The sequence below is a fragment of the Sphingobacterium micropteri genome (assembly GCF_014692515.1).
GTDB classification, from domain to species: Bacteria; Bacteroidota; Bacteroidia; order Sphingobacteriales; family Sphingobacteriaceae; genus Sphingobacterium; species Sphingobacterium micropteri.
Genome location: NZ_JACOIK010000002.1, coordinates 39,138 through 56,090 on the forward strand (window position 1 = coordinate 39,138; position 16,953 = coordinate 56,090).

The 16,953-nt window shown below is 41.4% G+C and carries 13 protein-coding genes; all 13 read left to right on the forward strand.

Annotated elements, in window-relative coordinates:
• Position 1 precedes the first annotated feature (1 nt).
• The 13 genes from egtB to H8B06_RS02810 all read left to right on the forward strand — a co-directional run bounded on the left by egtB (position 2) and on the right by H8B06_RS02810 (position 16,951).
• Complete coding sequence (gene egtB / locus H8B06_RS02750) at positions 2–1,195, forward strand: ergothioneine biosynthesis protein EgtB (RefSeq protein ID WP_190992753.1); 1,194 nt, start codon at positions 2–4, stop codon at positions 1,193–1,195.
• Between the two features lie 635 nt (positions 1,196–1,830).
• Positions 1,831–3,249 (forward strand): exopolysaccharide biosynthesis polyprenyl glycosylphosphotransferase, encoded by a 1,419-nt coding sequence (locus H8B06_RS02755; protein WP_223857439.1) that lies wholly within the window; start codon positions 1,831–1,833, stop codon positions 3,247–3,249.
• A 39-nt stretch (positions 3,250–3,288) separates the two neighbouring features.
• Complete coding sequence (locus H8B06_RS02760; RefSeq protein WP_190992755.1) at positions 3,289–4,026, forward strand: hypothetical protein; 738 nt, start codon at positions 3,289–3,291, stop codon at positions 4,024–4,026.
• A 26-nt stretch (positions 4,027–4,052) separates the two neighbouring features.
• On the forward strand, positions 4,053–5,672 hold the full coding sequence (locus tag H8B06_RS02765; RefSeq protein ID WP_190992756.1) for a hypothetical protein: 1,620 nt from the start codon (positions 4,053–4,055) through the stop codon (positions 5,670–5,672).
• A 134-nt stretch (positions 5,673–5,806) separates the two neighbouring features.
• Complete coding sequence (locus tag H8B06_RS02770; RefSeq protein WP_190992757.1) at positions 5,807–6,553, forward strand: tyrosine-protein phosphatase; 747 nt, start codon at positions 5,807–5,809, stop codon at positions 6,551–6,553.
• A gap of 67 nt (positions 6,554–6,620) precedes the next feature.
• The gene (locus H8B06_RS02775) at positions 6,621–7,415 is read left to right on the forward strand and encodes a polysaccharide biosynthesis/export family protein (protein WP_190992758.1); all 795 of its coding nucleotides are present in this window, start codon (positions 6,621–6,623) and stop codon (positions 7,413–7,415) included.
• 55 nt (positions 7,416–7,470) lie between these two features.
• Positions 7,471–9,849 carry a GumC family protein gene (locus H8B06_RS02780; protein ID WP_190992759.1) on the forward strand — a complete coding sequence of 793 codons (2,379 nt, stop codon included), beginning with the start codon at positions 7,471–7,473 and terminating at the stop codon, positions 9,847–9,849.
• Between the two features lie 43 nt (positions 9,850–9,892).
• Positions 9,893–10,843 (forward strand): GDP-L-fucose synthase family protein, encoded by a 951-nt coding sequence (locus H8B06_RS02785; protein WP_190992760.1) that lies wholly within the window; start codon positions 9,893–9,895, stop codon positions 10,841–10,843.
• Positions 10,844–10,883: 40 nt separating this feature from the next.
• Positions 10,884–11,996, forward strand: coding sequence for a GDP-mannose 4,6-dehydratase (gene gmd, locus H8B06_RS02790; RefSeq protein WP_190992761.1), 1,113 nt, complete (start codon positions 10,884–10,886; stop codon positions 11,994–11,996).
• Positions 11,997–12,020: 24 nt separating this feature from the next.
• Positions 12,021–13,559 (forward strand): MATE family efflux transporter, encoded by a 1,539-nt coding sequence (locus H8B06_RS02795; RefSeq protein ID WP_190992762.1) that lies wholly within the window; start codon positions 12,021–12,023, stop codon positions 13,557–13,559.
• Entirely contained in the window at positions 13,556–14,548 is a 993-nt protein-coding gene (locus H8B06_RS02800) for a hypothetical protein (RefSeq protein ID WP_190992763.1), read from the forward strand. Before H8B06_RS02795 ends, H8B06_RS02800 begins: the two co-directional genes overlap by 4 nt.
• A 20-nt stretch (positions 14,549–14,568) precedes the next feature.
• Positions 14,569–15,696 (forward strand): polysaccharide pyruvyl transferase family protein, encoded by a 1,128-nt coding sequence (locus tag H8B06_RS02805; protein ID WP_190992764.1) that lies wholly within the window; start codon positions 14,569–14,571, stop codon positions 15,694–15,696.
• Positions 15,697–15,922: 226 nt separating this feature from the next.
• On the forward strand, positions 15,923–16,951 hold the full coding sequence (locus tag H8B06_RS02810; protein WP_223857440.1) for a hypothetical protein: 1,029 nt from the start codon (positions 15,923–15,925) through the stop codon (positions 16,949–16,951).
• The last annotated feature ends 2 nt before the right edge of the window (positions 16,952–16,953 follow it).

The following is a 16,953-nucleotide window of genomic DNA, read 5'->3' on the forward strand; positions in this document are numbered from 1 at the left end:
TATGGAACAAGCTACCGCTACCTATATACCCGAAGACCTATTAACACAATATACCACGGTACGGAATTATACCCAATTCCTATGTGAACCGCTGGAAGTAGAGGACTACGTCGTGCAGCCCGTTTCACATGTCAGTCCGCCCAAATGGCATTTAGGGCATACTACCTGGTTTTTCGAGACCTTTATACTTAGCGCGTACGCGTCAGGCTATCAAGTCTTTAATGACCAATATAACTATGTGTTCAATAGTTATTATGAAACCGTTGGCGCCCGGGTCGTGCGGACGGACAGAGGTAACCTGAGCCGACCGTCCGTAGCGGATATATACCGGTACCGTGCCTATGTGGACGAGCAGATGGAAGCTTTTCTACACCAAGGGACGCTCGCCGAAGAGGTCGCCGAGCTGCTGGTGCTGGGGCTAAACCATGAACAGCAGCATCAGGAACTGTTGCTTACCGATATCAAGTATATATTAGGGCACAATCCACTTTTTCCACGGTATGGAGAAGGTTTGGAGCGTGAGAAAGTTTCTGCCAAAGAGCTTGTTATGCTTCCGGTGCGGGGAGGACAGTATGAAATTGGCTTTCAGGGCAGCGGATTTTGTTACGATAACGAATGTAATCGGCATACCATGTATCTTCAAGATTACATGATCGCTAACCGCTTAGTTACCAACGGAGAATATCTGGAATTTATAGCAGACGGCGGTTATCAGGATTTCAGCTACTGGCATGCCGACGGTTGGGATTGGGTCAAAGCACAAGGAGCCAAAGCGCCACTATATTGGCATCTGTTGGATGGGCAGCATATGTATTATACACTGCAGGGATTAGCACCCGTGAATCCAGATGCAGCCGTTTGCCACATCAATTTCTACGAAGCCTCCGCCTACGCAGCGTGGAGAGGCATGCGCCTTCCCACCGAAGCGGAATGGGAAGTTGCTTCCCGTCAATTCGAATGGGGAGAGCGATGGGAATGGACAGGTAGCGCCTATTTGCCCTATCCCGGTTTTAAAAAAGCAGCAGGTGCAGTGGGCGAATACAACGGAAAGTTTATGGTCAACCAAATGGTATTGCGAGGTGCTTCCATTGCCACATCCCCCGGCCATAGCAGACCTACCTACCGAAATTTCTTCCAAGCCGAACATCAATGGCAGTTCACCGGAATCCGTTTATGTGCGTCTCCATCCGTTTGATGACAAAATTTTTATATTTAATTTTCTGGTTATCAGCTTTTAATGCGGTGTCCCTCATTTGTCCCCTACTATTTTTGGCAATCTTTTTAAAAATTCTGTCCTTTGCAGCTTCATAAAAATACCCAATAGTAGGTATTTTTGTTTACAATAAAACGTCGTAATTTAGCGGCGCAATTAAGGTTATGGAAGACAAAGTTAAGAACGACGGAACGTTAATAAACAAACATTTAATGTAAAATTAACATGAGGTACTTTTGATTTGTAAAAAAATAACTACTTTTGTGATCTACAATCTACAATCTATGCACTTGAGGCAGACAGTTTTTGGTTATTAACTGAATTAAAGTTGTGAAGGTGACTGTTTGCATATTTAAAAGTGAAAAACAAAAAAAGGATTAACTTAAACAAAAATTAAAGGAAAGAAAAAACTACTCGGTTCATTATTAACCCCGCAGGCTACAGCTTGTTTGAGCGTTTACATGTCATGTAAATAGCATTAAAAAATGCTTACAAGATTTTGTATGTTCGTTATTTATCGTATTAAGATAATAACGTCCCTAGTATGCTATTTCCCAATCTTTTTGATTTAAACTAATCCTTTTAGGTATTAATATGAAGAACTAATTTAAAAAGGTATGCATAGGTATGTCCAAAATCGCGTGCTGGTTTATTTAAAGACGTTGCTCGTCTTAACCGACGCGCTCTGCTTAAACATCATTTTTATGACCGCCTTTTGGGTCGTCACAACAGCAGGCTGGGTTAATGCACAAGAGGTTATCTCCAGCAATTATTATTCTTTATGGACGACGTTCAACCTCGTCGCCATTGTTTCTTCTCTCTACTTTCGCTTGTATGAGAACAACACCATCGAGCGTCTGGAAAATGTTTTCCGGCAAACGTTCCGTACGGTAATGATTCTGCTCCTGGCGTTTGCTGTCTGCGTGCTTATCGGACATCATTTTGCCGGCGTCTGGTATTTTCTGGGGGCTATTGTATTGCTACTGACGGTCTATGTCGGTCTTTCCCGTTTTGTCCTCACGTATGTGTATACTGTATTGCCGAAGCGCTTCCGCTGGAGTAAAAATATCGCCTTGATCGGGCATAACGACTATCTGGCTGCGGTACAAGGCAGCTTTGGGCTGGATCATGCCTTTTACCATGTCAATACGATCAAATACTACGACGAAGTAGAACAGCGGACCAAAGAAGAGAAAGTGGCCCAGTTTCGCCGCTACTTCGAAGAAGTTTCTAAACTCGGCATACACGATGTGTTTTTGGTCAGTACGCCTGATGTCAATACCTATAGCAAGGAGTTGATTATGGAGGCGAACCATCAGTGTGTACAGCTCAATTTTGTACCCGCCGTTACGGCGACCCTCTCATACGGGAGTACAAAGAACGAAGCCATAAACGTAGACCTTCCGGTCATCCGCTCGCACGAGGACTCCCTTTCCACCATGGAAAACCGCATCAAAAAGCGCATCGTCGACCTATTGATCTCTGGTTTCGTACTGGTATTTATCCTGAGCTGGATGGTGCCGCTTATCGGGTTGATCATTAAGCTACAAAGCCCCGGGCCTATTTTCTTTAAGCAACCCCGGTCCGGTCGGAACAACGAAACCTTTGGCTGTTATAAATTCCGCAGTATGGTCGTTAATAAAGATTCCGATAAGGCACAGGCCAGCAAAGATGATAAGCGGATTACGCCCATTGGCAAGTTTCTACGGAAAACCAACCTAGACGAATTTCCACAGTTTATCAATGTCTTTATGGGACAGATGACCGTTGTGGGGCCACGCCCGCATATGCTCTCCCATACCGAGCATTATAGTAAGCTGATCCAGCATTATATGGTACGCCATTTTGTAAAACCCGGTATCACCGGTTGGGCACAGGTTAACGGCTATCGGGGTGAAACGAAAGACCCCAAATTGATGGCTAAACGCGTTGAATACGATTTAGAATATATTACGAACTGGTCCAGCATGTTGGACTTCAAAATTGTTTTCATGACCGCCTTGAATATGTTACGAGGTGAAAAGAATGCTTATTAATTAATATATGTTTTTACTCTACAGCACAAAATAAAAATTATGAAAGTCAGATTTATCCAAGTTTTCGTGATGCTCAGCAGTTTTTTCACGTTAGCCCTACTCTCTGGAGCACAGGCTGGCGAACAGCGTGACAGCATCCCTGAGTCAGCCTATTCACATGGCTATCCTTATCCCGTAGCACTAGGTGTCCACATGGGAACCACCGGTGTGGGTGTACATCTTTACCAGCCACTAGGGCCCAAGTTTGGCCTGCGTGTGGGTGCCAGCTACATGCCGTTCAATACACAGATTGCCGGTACGTACAACAATTACGCGACGCGCAGTGATGTCAAGGCCAAGTCCGGCAATGTATCGCTGACTTTCGGTTGGACGCCGTTTGCACAAGGCAGTGGATTTTTCCGCAGCTTCAACATTCAGGCCGGCGGTGCTTACTTCTATAAGCTGGATGGCGAGCTGACCACCCGTTTGCGTGATCCGTATAAGTTCGGTGAAATCAACGTACACCCCGATCATGTGGGAACGATTACCACCGATGTAGAATGGAAAAAAACGGTCAATCCCTATGCCGGTATCGGCTGGAGCAACATCGTGATCGATAGCCGCTTCTCGATGCACATCGATCTGGGCTGCTACTACCTCTCGAAGCCAAGCGTGTCTATGCAAGCCACCGGACTGTTGGAGGAGAACGTCAGCAATGCCGCTACAATTGAGCGTAATATGAAGAATTACCGGTATTTACCACGCGTAGAGTTTGGTTTCAGTTATCGGTTTTGGTAGGGATAAACAAGAAAAATAGCAAGACGATGAAAATGAAGAAATTAGCAATATATACCTTAATGGTAGCCCTTTTTGGCGGTGTTTCCTCCTGCGAGAACCCGTTAAAAGATTTTAACCTGCAGATCAGTACGGAGGTTATTGAGAACTATGTCACGTTGCGCGTCGTAGACGCCGACGGTGCCAACGTATCTGGTGTCTCTGTATCCCTTGTTTCCGGCGATACCCAGGATATCTACAATATGAACGGGTACAAGGATTTTAAACTGACCGATAACCTACTTGTTCTTGGCGTCGATCCGGCGCGTACACCAACGGCCAACAGCCCGATCCGCTTCCGCGTGCAATTCAGCGCGCCCGGCTATACCACACAGACCGTCCCTGTAGCCATTACCGATGCTTCGGCTGGTATACAAACGGTGGTACTTACCAAGCCTACCGAAGTACCTGATGGTGCAGAAGAAGTGGTGGAAAACGTGGACTTGAATCCGGATGGATCGACCGCTGCCGAAACAACGATAGATTTGCCTTCCGCAACGGGCACCGGCGATATGACGCTGACCATTCCAAGTGGTACCCAATTTAAAGACGCGAACGGTACGGTGATTACCGGTACCAACGTACAGATTGTCGTGACCAGTATCGATGCCGATAACGAAGATGCCGTGGTGCTTTTACCAGAAGGTAGCCTACGTGCCGAGCAAGTCGTGCTAGAAGGCGGTGCTACCGCATCGGGAACATTCAGCCCTGCCGCCGTTGCCGATATCAAGATGTTAGTGAATGGCACGCAAGTACGGCAGTTCAGCCATCCGTTGGTGGTGAGCATGCCGGTTCCTGCGAACTATGTAAGCCCGATCACCGGACAGCCGCTAGCTGCGGGAATGGTATTCCAAATCTTCAGTAACAGCGGTGATGGCGTATGGCGTTATGAGCAAACCAGTGCCGTTACCGGTTCTGCGGCTACGGGTTACCGCGTGCCTTTTGAGATCGACCACTTAACCTTCTATATGGCCGCTGAGTTTGGCCAAGCTTGTCCGGCTGCACGTCTCGTCAGCTTCTCGGGCGACTGGATGACGAACGGTACTACTGCTGCCATTAAGGTCGATGCGGTATGGGGTGGAAAAGTTGTCTACACCGGCGATTATTCGATCACCCGAGGAGACAGCATTATTGCCTTGATGAATTTGCCGGTATCGGGCGTTAAGCTTGTCATACGTAAAGGAGATGGCAACATCTTGGCCGAAAGTGATTTGGCAGCCTGTGGCCAAACAACGGCGATACAGTTACCAGATCCAAGTGATGCAACAAGCACCACCTCTACATTACAGCTGTATGTACGTTGTCCGGGACAAGCAAACGTGATTACGTTATTACCTACGTTCCAAATGTTTTATCGTGAAGTTGGTACAACCGAATTTAAGTATTTAGGATCGGTGAGCAACGGATACCTGCGCACGACTTTGTTGAAAACCGATGGCACAAAATACGACTTCAAAGCCATCTGGAACGAACGCGTGAAGATCGTGAATGACCATGCCGTCACCGAAGACAATAGTGCTACGGTCGGTACAGCACCTGGCGATATCTTGGGTGACCATGCGGCTATGACCAACTTGGCGATATTGTCCCAAGAATGTGATAATCTTTAAAAAATAAGAAGATGTTGAAGAGCTCAAGTGTAAGCTTGTGATTGTAGGGAAATACTCCGGCCGGGCGAGCTGGCCGGGTATTTCTATTTTAGTCATAACTTTCTAACCCTCTCTAACAACAACAAACAAAAGAAATGTGGACTATTTTTAACCGAAAACGTCAATACCCTGATCTGGAATGGATGCATGTGGATATGCACTCGCATATTTTGCCGGGTATCGATGATGGTTGTGAAAACGTGGAGCAGAGCGTAGCCTTGCTTCGCCGGTTGGAGCAACTTGGGTTAAGAAAATTCTATTTCACACCGCATATCCTACACGATATGTATCCCAATACAGCGGAAACCATTGGTACCGCTTTCCATGCCCTACGGCAAGAAGGTGTGGAGCAGCTTGCGGCAGGCTATGCGGCAGAATATATGGTTGATAGCGCCTTTGATCAGCAAATTGCGAACGATCCGCGTCATCTGCTCTGTTTACCCGGTGGGCACGTATTAATCGAGATGTCCTATATGGAGGAAAGTAAACTGATCGAAAAAGTGGCGTTCGATCTGCAGATGGAGGGGTATATTCCCATTCTAGCACATCCCGAGCGGTATCTCTTTTACCATCGCGATCCCAAAAAAATTGAACGCTTTCAGGATATCGGCTGCTTGTTGCAGCTTAACCTATTATCGTTATTGGGCTATTACGGGCGCAACGAACGCCGGGTAGCAAAATATTTGCTGGAGAAAGGAATGATTAATCTTGTCGGTACCGATGTGCATCATGAGCGTCATGTACGTGCGTTAGAAGTGGGATTGCAACAAGAAGATATCCGCAGCCACTTTAAACACTGCGAGATAGTAAACAAAGAACTTTTTAGTGGGGTAACCACCTAAAAATGAATACAAAAACAACAATACAACTACAATCTACAATCAACAAGTTTAAATAATGAAAAAATTAATGAAAAGACCAACCTTTTCGCGGTGGGGATTCTTCCCGCTCGTACTATTGCTGCTGATCAGCAGTTGTTCGGTCAAGAAGATTGTTTATTTCAACGATCTTCCTGCTGATACCACCCGTATCCTGAAACAAGCCGCTGCCTTTACGGAGCCCGTTATCCAATCTGATGATATCCTGAATATCTCTATTCAAACATTGGACCCCACTACGGCAGCAGTAGCTAATCAGTCGATGGCAGTACAGGCAGTAGGCGCAAGTTCGGCTGCCAATGTAGGTAACCAAGTGATTTCTGGTTTTTTGGTGGATAAAGACGGGTATGTGAATATGACGTTGCTTGGTAAGGTGAAAGTCGCAGGGTTCACTACTTATCAAGCGCGTGAGAAAATCACCTCACTTGCCTCCCAATATTACAAAGAGCCTACTGTACAAGTCCGGTTCGCGAATTTTAAGGTCACGGTGTTAGGTGAAGTGACTCGTCCCGCGACCTATACAGTCCCGAATGAGAAGGTCACGGTGTTGGATGCCTTGGGTTTAGCAGGTGATATGACGATCTATGGTAAACGGGAAAATGTATTGCTCGTTCGCGACCAAGGCAAGGAAAAGGAATTGGTAAGATTGAATCTCAACGATAGCAAAGTTTTTGAATCTCCCTATTTCTATCTTCGCCAGAACGATGTGATTTATGTTGAACCAGGTAAGGCAAAGTCAGCGGCAAATAATGCCGCGCGTACACAGACGTTTGCGATTATTGGTACGCTTGTGTCATTGTTAACGGTTATCATCACACGCTTTTAAAGAAAATTGTCTTAGTATAGATTTATAGCGCGGGTATTTCCGCAATTTATTAAAAATGAGTAAAGAAAATATAGATTGGGAAGAGCAGTTCGATTTCGATAGTCGAAAGTCTGACAATAAGGATGTTCTCCGGTTCATTGGTCGTATTATAAGAAATTGGTATTGGTTTATACTATGTGGTTTTCTAGGTTTTTTAGGAGCGCATCTATATCTGCGTTACAGCATCCCAGTGTATAAAGTGCATGCGAAGTTATTGATTTCTGATGAAAAAAAAGGTGGAGGAATGTTGTCCTCATCCGCTTTAGGCGATCTTTCGGGACTTATGGGTGCGAAGAATTCTGTAGATAACGAAGTAGAAGTATTGAAAACAACCGACTTAATGCGGAGAATGGTGCTTGCAGAAGATGCTTATATTACCTACTTCAATAAGGGTCGGGTTCACGATGTTCCGCTGTCAACAGCTCCTTTTTATGTGGAACTATTGACAGATCCTGATTCTATCACGCGCTCATATACATTGGATGTAAAGCTTATAGAAGATAATAAGATAGAGTTATCAAATACTGACACTGTGTTTCAAGTACTTTTAAGAATGCCCTTCAAATTATCCGGAGTAGGTTTATTAAAAGTAAATAAAGTCATGGATCCCCCATTGCAGGAAAGTTATGGTTTTCGAATCATGCCTCTACGAGCAGTCACAGCATCTTTTAGCGCAAGACTTTCGGTAGGTGTGACCAACAAGTACGTATCGACTATTGATCTTGTTTTAGAGCATACCTCACCGAAACGGGGGGAACAACTGTTAAATACATTAATCGATAAATATGTAGAATTGAATTTACATGATAAAAATGTAATCGCTGATTCCACTTTAGCCTTTATCAATGCCCGTTTACGAAAAATAACCGATGAATTAGCGGGCGTAGAAGACCAGATTTCGGGATACAAAAGACGGAATCAATTAGCTGATATTTCGGAACAGGGAAAGGTGCTTATCGAAAGTTCCGCTAATTTCACGAAGAGTCTGGCCGAGGTCGAGACACAATTAGCTGCATTAGATGCGGTCGCCAGCTATTTAAAAGATACACAACATCCGCGTGTAGTTCCTTCAGCGGTTATCCAGCAGGATATTGGTTTCAATGCTTTAATTCAGCGGTATAATGAATTGGTTTTGCAGCGGGAGCGTTTGTTACTAGCCAACACGGAGGACAATCCACTGGTTCAGAATATTACCTCTCAAATTGCTGGTGTAAGGCAAGATATGATTGCGAATGTAGCGTCCGCCCGTCGTCAACTGGAACTTACGAAAGAAAGTCAACAAGAACTAGCCAATAGCGTGTCCTCACAAATTACACAGGTACCTACTATAGAACGAGGTTATATCGATCTGGCTCGTTTGCAACAGATTAAACAAGCCCAATATATCTTCTTACAGGAAAAGTGGGAAGAAACGGCGATTGGTCGTACAGCCAACGTATCAAACTCCAAAGTCATTGATTCTCCGAAGGCAGAAACTAACCCATTTTCACCAAAAGGAAAAATCATTTACGGTATCGGGTTGTTTATTGGGCTGTTTATTCCTCTTGCTTTTATGTATCTCAAAGGATTATTCAATGTTCGTGTACAAGGAATGGAGGATATTGAACGATTGAATCAGTTGCCTATTTTAGGTATGATTGCGCATTCGACTGAAGAAGAGCAGGTCGTAGTAACGAAAACATCCCGGTCACCCATTGCCGAGCAGTTTCGTGCGATGCGAACAAACCTAGAATTCGCTTTAAATGGAGGTAAACGTATCCTCTTTACTTCCTCCATGTCTGGTGAGGGGAAATCATATGTAGCGTTAAATTTAGCGGTATCCCTCGCATTATTGGATAAGAAAGTGTTATTAATGGAGCTCGATTTACGGAAGCCTTCGATAACCGCTAAACTGGGGCTTCCGGTAGGAAAGGGATTCTCACATTACGTGGTTCGATCCGAGATGCAAGTAGACGAAATTATTATGCCATCGGGGGTACATGAAAACGTGGATTTGGTTCAGGCGGGGGCTATTCCTCCTAATCCGGCGGAATTGTTGATCCATCCCCGAGCCAACAAACTGATGGAAGTTTTAGCAGAACGATATGATTATATCTTGATGGATGCTCCACCGGTGGGTATGGTGACAGATGCACAGCTTTTGTCACGTTATGCGGATTGCTGCTTGTATCTTGTTCGACAAGGTTATACATATAAAGAGCAGATACGGATACCCAACGATCTCGTATCTACCGAAAAAATCAAGCCCATCCAATTGATCGTGAACGATATTCAGTCTAAGAAGGGTGGTTATTATAGTAATTATGGTTATGGTTACGGCTACGGTTACGGCTACGGTTATGGGGAGTATGGACAAAAGAGGACGAGGAGATGGTGGCAATTTTGGAGAAAATAGGGCAAAGTAAGCTTTTAGACACTGCGAAATAAAATGATAATGTATGGATAAACAGACAAAAATTTTTATCGCTGGCCATCGAGGTATGGTCGGCAGCGCGATTAGGCGTACACTAGATCAGAAGGGATATCAGAATCTGATTATAGCTACATCGTCTGAATTGGATCTTCGAGATCAACAATCGGTATATACTTTTTTTTCGTCTGAAAAGCCGGAAGTTGTTATAGATGCTGCGGCACGTGTTGGGGGAATTTTGGCAAACAATGATTATCCTTATCAATTCCTGATGGAAAACATGCAGATACAGAATAACCTGATTGATGCGTCCTTGCAAAACGATGTTTCCAAGTTTATCTTTTTAGGTTCCTCTTGTATATACCCCAAGCTTGCTGCACAGCCATTAAAAGAAGAATATCTATTAACGGATAGTTTGGAGCCGACGAACGAATGGTATGCGATTGCAAAAATAACAGGTGTCAAAGCATGTCAGGCGATACGAAAGCAATTTGGGAAGGACTATGTCAGCTTGATGCCGACTAATCTATACGGCACACACGATAACTTCGATTTGAATACGTCACACGTCTTGCCGGCTATGATCCGGAAATTCCATGAAGCGAAAGAAAATGGACATGTTCCTGTCACGTTGTGGGGATCGGGAACGCCTATGCGGGAATTTCTGTATGTAGATGATCTGGCGGAGGCAGTTGCTTTTGTGTTGGATAATTTATTACCGGAATATCTTTATAATGTCGGTACGGGAGAAGATCTAACTATCAAACAACTGGCAGAAACAATAAAAAATGTAGTTGGACACCAAGGCGAGATTGTTTGGGACAGTAGTAAACCTGATGGTACACCGCGTAAGCTAATGGATATTTCGAAGATGCACGCACTAGGCTGGCGTCATCAGATAGAACTTCACGAGGGTATAGAAAAGACGTACGGGTGGTTCTTGGAAAATCAACAACATTACAAAGAAGTGAAACTATAGGAGAGAACATCATTCTCTTATTAACAAAAAAAATTATACTATGAAAACAGCTTTAATCACCGGTATTACAGGCCAAGATGGATCTTATTTGGCCGAGTTACTTTTAGAAAAGGGATATATGGTGCACGGTATCAAGCGTCGGGCATCCTCCTTTAATACAAAACGTATCGACCACTTGTATATTGATCAGCACGAACAACATGTTAATTTCAAATTGCATTATGGCGATTTAACGGACTCCACCAATTTGATTCGGATTATTCAAGAGACACAACCGGATGAGATTTACAATCTAGGAGCAATGTCTCACGTGAAAGTTTCATTCGACTCACCTGAATATGTAGCCAATGTAGATGGTATGGGTACTCTACGAATTTTGGAGGCAGTACGTATTTTGGGCCTAGAAAAGAAAACACGTATCTATCAAGCATCTACTTCCGAGTTATATGGTGGGTTAGAGGAAAATAAGAATGACAAAGGTTTTTATGATGAAAACTCTCCATTTTATCCGCGCTCACCGTATGGCGTTGCTAAGATTTACGGATTCTGGATTACAAAGAACTATCGTGAGGCTTATAATATGTATGCTTGTAATGGAATTTTGTTTAATCATGAGTCACCTAGACGAGGAGAGACATTTGTCACCCGTAAAATTACTATGGCGACAGCAGCTATTGCGTTGGGAAAACAAGAGTGCTTGTACTTGGGTAATCTGAATGCCTTACGGGATTGGGGACATGCCAAAGATTACGTGGAGGCAATGTGGCGAATCTTACAGCAAGAAGAGCCAGAAGATTATGTCATTGCAACCGGGGTAACAACATCTGTAAGAGACTTTGTGCGTTTGGCTTTTGCTGAGGTAGGGGTTGAATTGACATTTGAAGGGGAAGCGGAAAAAGAGGTGGCTAAAGTGACAGCCTGTAACAACTCAGCCTTTCAATTGGAAATTGGAAAGATAGTCGTACAGATCGATCCAAGGTATTATCGCCCCACAGAGGTAGATTTATTACTAGGTGATCCGACTAAATCCAAGACAAAGCTTGGTTGGGAACCGAAATATGATTTGGTGGCGTTGGTAAAAGAAATGGTTGTTTCGGATGTGGAACTGGTGCGAAGAGATTATAACGCTCAGTGGGAGCATATCGTGGGATAAACCAGATTAATTATCCGGATTTAAATGAGTACAGCCAATAGGGTTTTAAAAAACACGGGATTTCTTTACGCCAAGATGGGTATTACCGTATTTGTATCCTTATATACAACCCGACTTATATTAAATGCGTTGGGTGCCTCTGACTTTGGTATATTTAGTATTGTAGGTGGTGCAATTGCTATGCTCGGTTTTTTGAATGCCTCTATGGCTTCTGCGACGCAACGCTTTATGTCTTATGCAGAGGGAGAGGGGAATAAGGAGAAGCAAAAGAAAGTGTTCAACATCAGTTTTGTTCTTCATATTTTGATTGCTTGTCTACTTGGTATAATATTGTTAGTTGCTGGCTATTTCTTTTTTAATGGTGTGCTTAATATTGAGGAAAATCGTATTTACGCAGCCAAAATTGTTTATGCTAGCCTAGTTGTGAGTACCATGTTTACCGTGATGAGTGTTCCTTACGATGCTATATTGAATGCGCATGAAAATATGCTTTATTATAGTTTAGTTGGAGTGATAGAATCTTTTCTGAAACTTGCTGTGGCTCTTATAGTAGTTAGTTATGTTGGTGACAAGCTTATTCTATATGGTATTTTGATGGCTGTTATTCCCTTAATTGTATTGACCATCATGCGAATATACTGTCATAATAAATACGACGAATGCACGATCGGTCTAAAAAAGCACTGGGATAAAGACTTAATGAAGAAAATGAGTGGTTTTGCGGGATGGAGTTTTTTGACCAGTTCGACAGGAATAGTTAGCCAATATGGAATGGGAATTGTTTTGAATGTTTTCTTTGGAACCGTTTTAAATGCCGCTCAAGGAATTGCCAATCAGATTTCAGGCCAATTAATGACTTTTGCTCATGTTGTCTTAAGAGCTTTGAATCCCGTGATAGTAAAAAGCGAAGGTAGCGGTGATAGGCAGAAAGCTTTTTTTGCAACTTTTAGTGGATGTAAACTTTCTTTCTTGTTGTTTTCCTTTTTTGCTCTCCCTTTTATTTTGGAAGCCCCATTTCTGTTAAAGGTTTGGTTAATCAATGTACCGGAATGGGCTGTGGTATTTTGCCGTCTTCAATTACTACGGATATTGATGGAACAGCTAACAATTTCAATTGGCAGCATGATATTAGCTCAGGGGGATATTAGTAACTATACAAAGTTTAAGTCAGTATTTAACGTAATGCCCATTATTTTGACTTGGTTGTTTTTCTATTTTGGAATGCCTCCTTATATGCTGTATGTTGGTTGGATAATTTGTTGGAGTATATTAGGAGGAGGAGTTGCTTTGTTTTTTGCACAAAGGAATTGTGGTCTTCCGCTTTCGGATTATTTCAAATTTGTTTTTTTTCCCTGTGTTACGATTGCGTTGTTAAATTTTGTTAGTCTTTCATTTGTTGTTTACGTTTTTAGTGAAGGTTGGTTGAGATTGATTTTTGTTTTAATCATTTCCTTGATTCTTAACATCCTATTAGTATTTAGGGTTGGGATGAATATTCATGAAAGATCTTTGGTTCGGAAAATGATTAAACAAAAGAGTAATTTTTTTAGAAGCTATTTATGAATAAAATAAACTCCGTCGTGCTGAAAGCGATGAGAAAGGTCTACGGAAGTGTTTTTGAAGTGAGCACATTGAAAAAGCCTGCTTGCGAAAAGAATCCAAAAGAGGTTTCTCAGATTTTATATGAGAGCTTGGTAGATGATAAACCATGTATGATTGCAAGGTTTGGAGCCTTTGAATTAAGTACAGTTGTTAATTATTTAAATATAAAAGAAAAGCCGAATAGCTGGGAATATATTAGAGGAGAGAAAGGGCAATGGTGGTGGGACGACAATCTTCTACGTTACATGCATAAGAATGCTGGCTTTTTTCCAATCGATAAAGATAGTATTTCGCGATTTTGTGATTTGATGATTAATGATTCGAAGGATATTGATGTTTTGGGAAGCTGGCTTGTTAATGAAAATTACCTAGATAATTTTCTTCCAGTGAATTGTCAAAAGGTTTGGAGGATTTTTATAGATCCTTTTTGGACTGATTTTCCGTGGACAAGAGCTTTAGCAGGAAAAAGGGTTCTAGTTGTCCATCCATTTGCTGAAATTATTGAACAGCAATATAGGTTTAAGCGAAAGGAATTGTTTAGAAATGAACATATATTGCCAGACTTCGAATTAAAATTAATTAAGGCCGTGCAGAGTATTGGAGGTAATACGAGTGGCTTCAAAAATTGGTTTGAGGCACTAGATTTTATGAAAATGCAAATAGAAAATGTTGAATTTGACATCTGTTTGTTGGGGTGTGGTGCATATGGTTTTCCTCTAGCTGCTCATGTTAAGCGAATGGGTAAAAAAGCGGTCCATTGGGGAGGCTCGTTACAACTCTACTTTGGTATAATAGGAAAAAGGTGGGAAAATGCGAATTATGGAACCAAAGAAGCAAAAAGTTATTGTCCAGAAATAAACTATCCAAATCTTATTAACGAGCACTGGGTAAGACCGGAGTCTGCTAAAGTTCCTAAAGCAGATGACATCGAAGGGGGCTGTTATTGGTGATTTTATAATTTTTATGCTTTATGATTATACAGGTTGATGGTATTAATACCAAAAATAAAGGAGCAGAACTAATGCTGATCGCTGTTTTAGAAGAGTTAGAGAGTAGATTTCCGAATGCAACGGTGTATTTGAATGCAAATGGCGATCTCAATTTACAGTTACTGCCCGATTTTAAATTAGATTTAAGAAAGCGTTTCTTTTTGGGAAAGGCTAAAACTTTGGTGAAGGCACTTAGAAAGCTGCACCTACCTTATAAATACTTTACACATTTTTATGCAAAAAGAGGTATTGATTTAATGGTTGATGCTAGTGGATTTCAATATTCAGACCAGTGGAAACATTCTGTGGATCAGTTGGAGAGTAGAAATTTTTATTATAGAAAGTTAAAAAGCTATGGAACGAAGCTAGTGATGTTGCCTCAAGCTTTTGGTCCTTTTCAAACCAACAATGGTAAAAGATCAGTAGATATAATAAGTGATTCATTTGACTTAATTTTCGCAAGAGAACAACAATCTTATGATTATTTGGTTAAGGCAGGAGCAAAAGAAGATATAGTTAAAAGATCATGTGATTTTACTTTTAAAGTTACTGGTAGGTTTGATGATCAAGTTGCCAGGTATACTGATCATGTCTGTATTATACCTAATAAGAAAATGATTACCCATACCAATGCAGGTTCAAGCTACTTGGAGTTAATGAATAGAATTATTGATTCTGTAGAAGAGTTGGGAAAGAAAGCCTTTTTATTAAATCACGAAGGATGTGAAGATGAAAAATTATGTCATGAAATTAATTTGTTGCGAAAGGAGAAGTTACCAATTCTGACTGGGCTTTCAGCCAAAGAAGTAAAGGGAGTTATAGGTAACTCTTATTTAGTAATTTCTTCACGTTTTCATGGAGTGGCGAGTGCTTTAAGTCAAGCCATTCCTTGCTTAGCAACAAGTTGGAATCATAAATATGAAATGCTTTTTAAAGATTTCGGGCAAACTAATACCATAATTCGCGTTGAAGATAATTGGTCTATAAATGCTCAGAAAATTTCAAAGCTAATAGGAAATAGAGAAAACGTGATTAATATCTTGAAGTCTCGTAAACATGAATTAGTTAACGAAATAGATAGCATGTGGGACACTACATTTGAAAATTAAGATTTATTGAATGACCAAGAAGCAAATAATTTATACATTGCCCATACTGGTCTTAATGATTGGAATAGTCTCTCCTAATCAGTGGAGTACCTTTCCCATTGGAAATACAGTAATGGTATGGTTATTAAGCTTTCTGCTAGTTTTTTCAGTTCTTTGGTATAAGGACAAATTTTTTAGGCCGAATAACAGGGAAGATTATAGGGTGATCTCGTTATATTTTATATGGATGATTATAGGGAGTATACGAGGGATGTTTGTCGCTGAAAACTATTGGGAATGGAAACAACTGATTGGTGGCATCTTAGCTTTAAGTTTGCCTGTTTTTGTTTACGTCTTTTCAATTCCATGGATTTTAAAAAATACAATCCGCATTTGGCTGTGGTTTGGTCTTCCTTTGTTTTTTGTCTTTTTCATTTTTGTTTTAAAGCGAGGAGCATATCATTTTTATTTAGGACCTGTTTTGCTTTTTTCCTGCTTTTTGCCAGTATTAAAAAGAGGATGGCAAGCCGTATTTTTTATGCTGATATTGTTAATGATGTTTGTAGATTTTGGGGCGAGAAGCCAAGTTATTAAAGCGGCTGTGGCCTTATTTATCAGTTTCGGTTATTACCTGATTTATTTTAGATCCAGAAAAATATTGAAAATCATTCATTGGTTCTTCTATATTTTACCTGCAGTACTTCTGGCTTTAGGAATAAGCGGAACATTTAATATTTTTCAAGATTTAAGTAAAAATGAAGGTATATATAAAGAGAAAAAAGTCGTAGGCGGAGAAATGATAGAAGAAGATATATCTGCTGATACACGAACCTTTATATACAAGGAGGTTATAGAATCTGCTATACGAAATGACTATTGGATTTTGGGAAGAACACCAGCGAGAGGTAACGATTCTGACTATTTTGGAGATTTCATGGCAGAGGAACTTAACACGGGGAAGTATGAGCGACATAAAAACGAACTATGTTTTCCTAATGTGTTTACATGGCTAGGCATTGTTGGGATGATATTATACTGTCTGATCTACCTCAAAGCTTCTTATTTGGCAGTTTATAAATCAAGGAATATTTTTATGAAGCTACTAGGGGTTTTTATTGCTTTTCGTTTTACGTACGGATGGGTAGAAGATTTTAATAGCTTTAGTATTATGAATATAGCACTTTGGATGATAATTGCAATGGGCTTTTCTGATTCATTTCGAAAAATGACGAATAGAGAGTTTAAGTATTGGATTTATAAAACGGTAAGATTTTAGAC

What these genes read in the sequence shown, in the direction of transcription:
- egtB (WP_190992753.1), top strand. Translation starts at nt 2, where the DNA reads ATGGAACAAGCTACCGCTACCTATATACCCGAAGACCTATTAACACAA.
- H8B06_RS02755 (WP_223857439.1), top strand. Translation starts at nt 1,831, where the DNA reads ATGCATAGGTATGTCCAAAATCGCGTGCTGGTTTATTTAAAGACGTTG.
- H8B06_RS02760 (WP_190992755.1), top strand. Translation starts at nt 3,289, where the DNA reads ATGAAAGTCAGATTTATCCAAGTTTTCGTGATGCTCAGCAGTTTTTTC.
- H8B06_RS02765 (WP_190992756.1), top strand. Translation starts at nt 4,053, where the DNA reads ATGAAAATGAAGAAATTAGCAATATATACCTTAATGGTAGCCCTTTTT.
- H8B06_RS02770 (WP_190992757.1), top strand. Translation starts at nt 5,807, where the DNA reads ATGTGGACTATTTTTAACCGAAAACGTCAATACCCTGATCTGGAATGG.
- H8B06_RS02775 (WP_190992758.1), top strand. Translation starts at nt 6,621, where the DNA reads ATGAAAAGACCAACCTTTTCGCGGTGGGGATTCTTCCCGCTCGTACTA.
- H8B06_RS02780 (WP_190992759.1), top strand. Translation starts at nt 7,471, where the DNA reads ATGAGTAAAGAAAATATAGATTGGGAAGAGCAGTTCGATTTCGATAGT.
- H8B06_RS02785 (WP_190992760.1), top strand. Translation starts at nt 9,893, where the DNA reads ATGGATAAACAGACAAAAATTTTTATCGCTGGCCATCGAGGTATGGTC.
- gmd (WP_190992761.1), top strand. Translation starts at nt 10,884, where the DNA reads ATGAAAACAGCTTTAATCACCGGTATTACAGGCCAAGATGGATCTTAT.
- H8B06_RS02795 (WP_190992762.1), top strand. Translation starts at nt 12,021, where the DNA reads ATGAGTACAGCCAATAGGGTTTTAAAAAACACGGGATTTCTTTACGCC.
- H8B06_RS02800 (WP_190992763.1), top strand. Translation starts at nt 13,556, where the DNA reads ATGAATAAAATAAACTCCGTCGTGCTGAAAGCGATGAGAAAGGTCTAC.
- H8B06_RS02805 (WP_190992764.1), top strand. Translation starts at nt 14,569, where the DNA reads ATGATTATACAGGTTGATGGTATTAATACCAAAAATAAAGGAGCAGAA.
- H8B06_RS02810 (WP_223857440.1), top strand. Translation starts at nt 15,923, where the DNA reads ATGATTATAGGGAGTATACGAGGGATGTTTGTCGCTGAAAACTATTGG.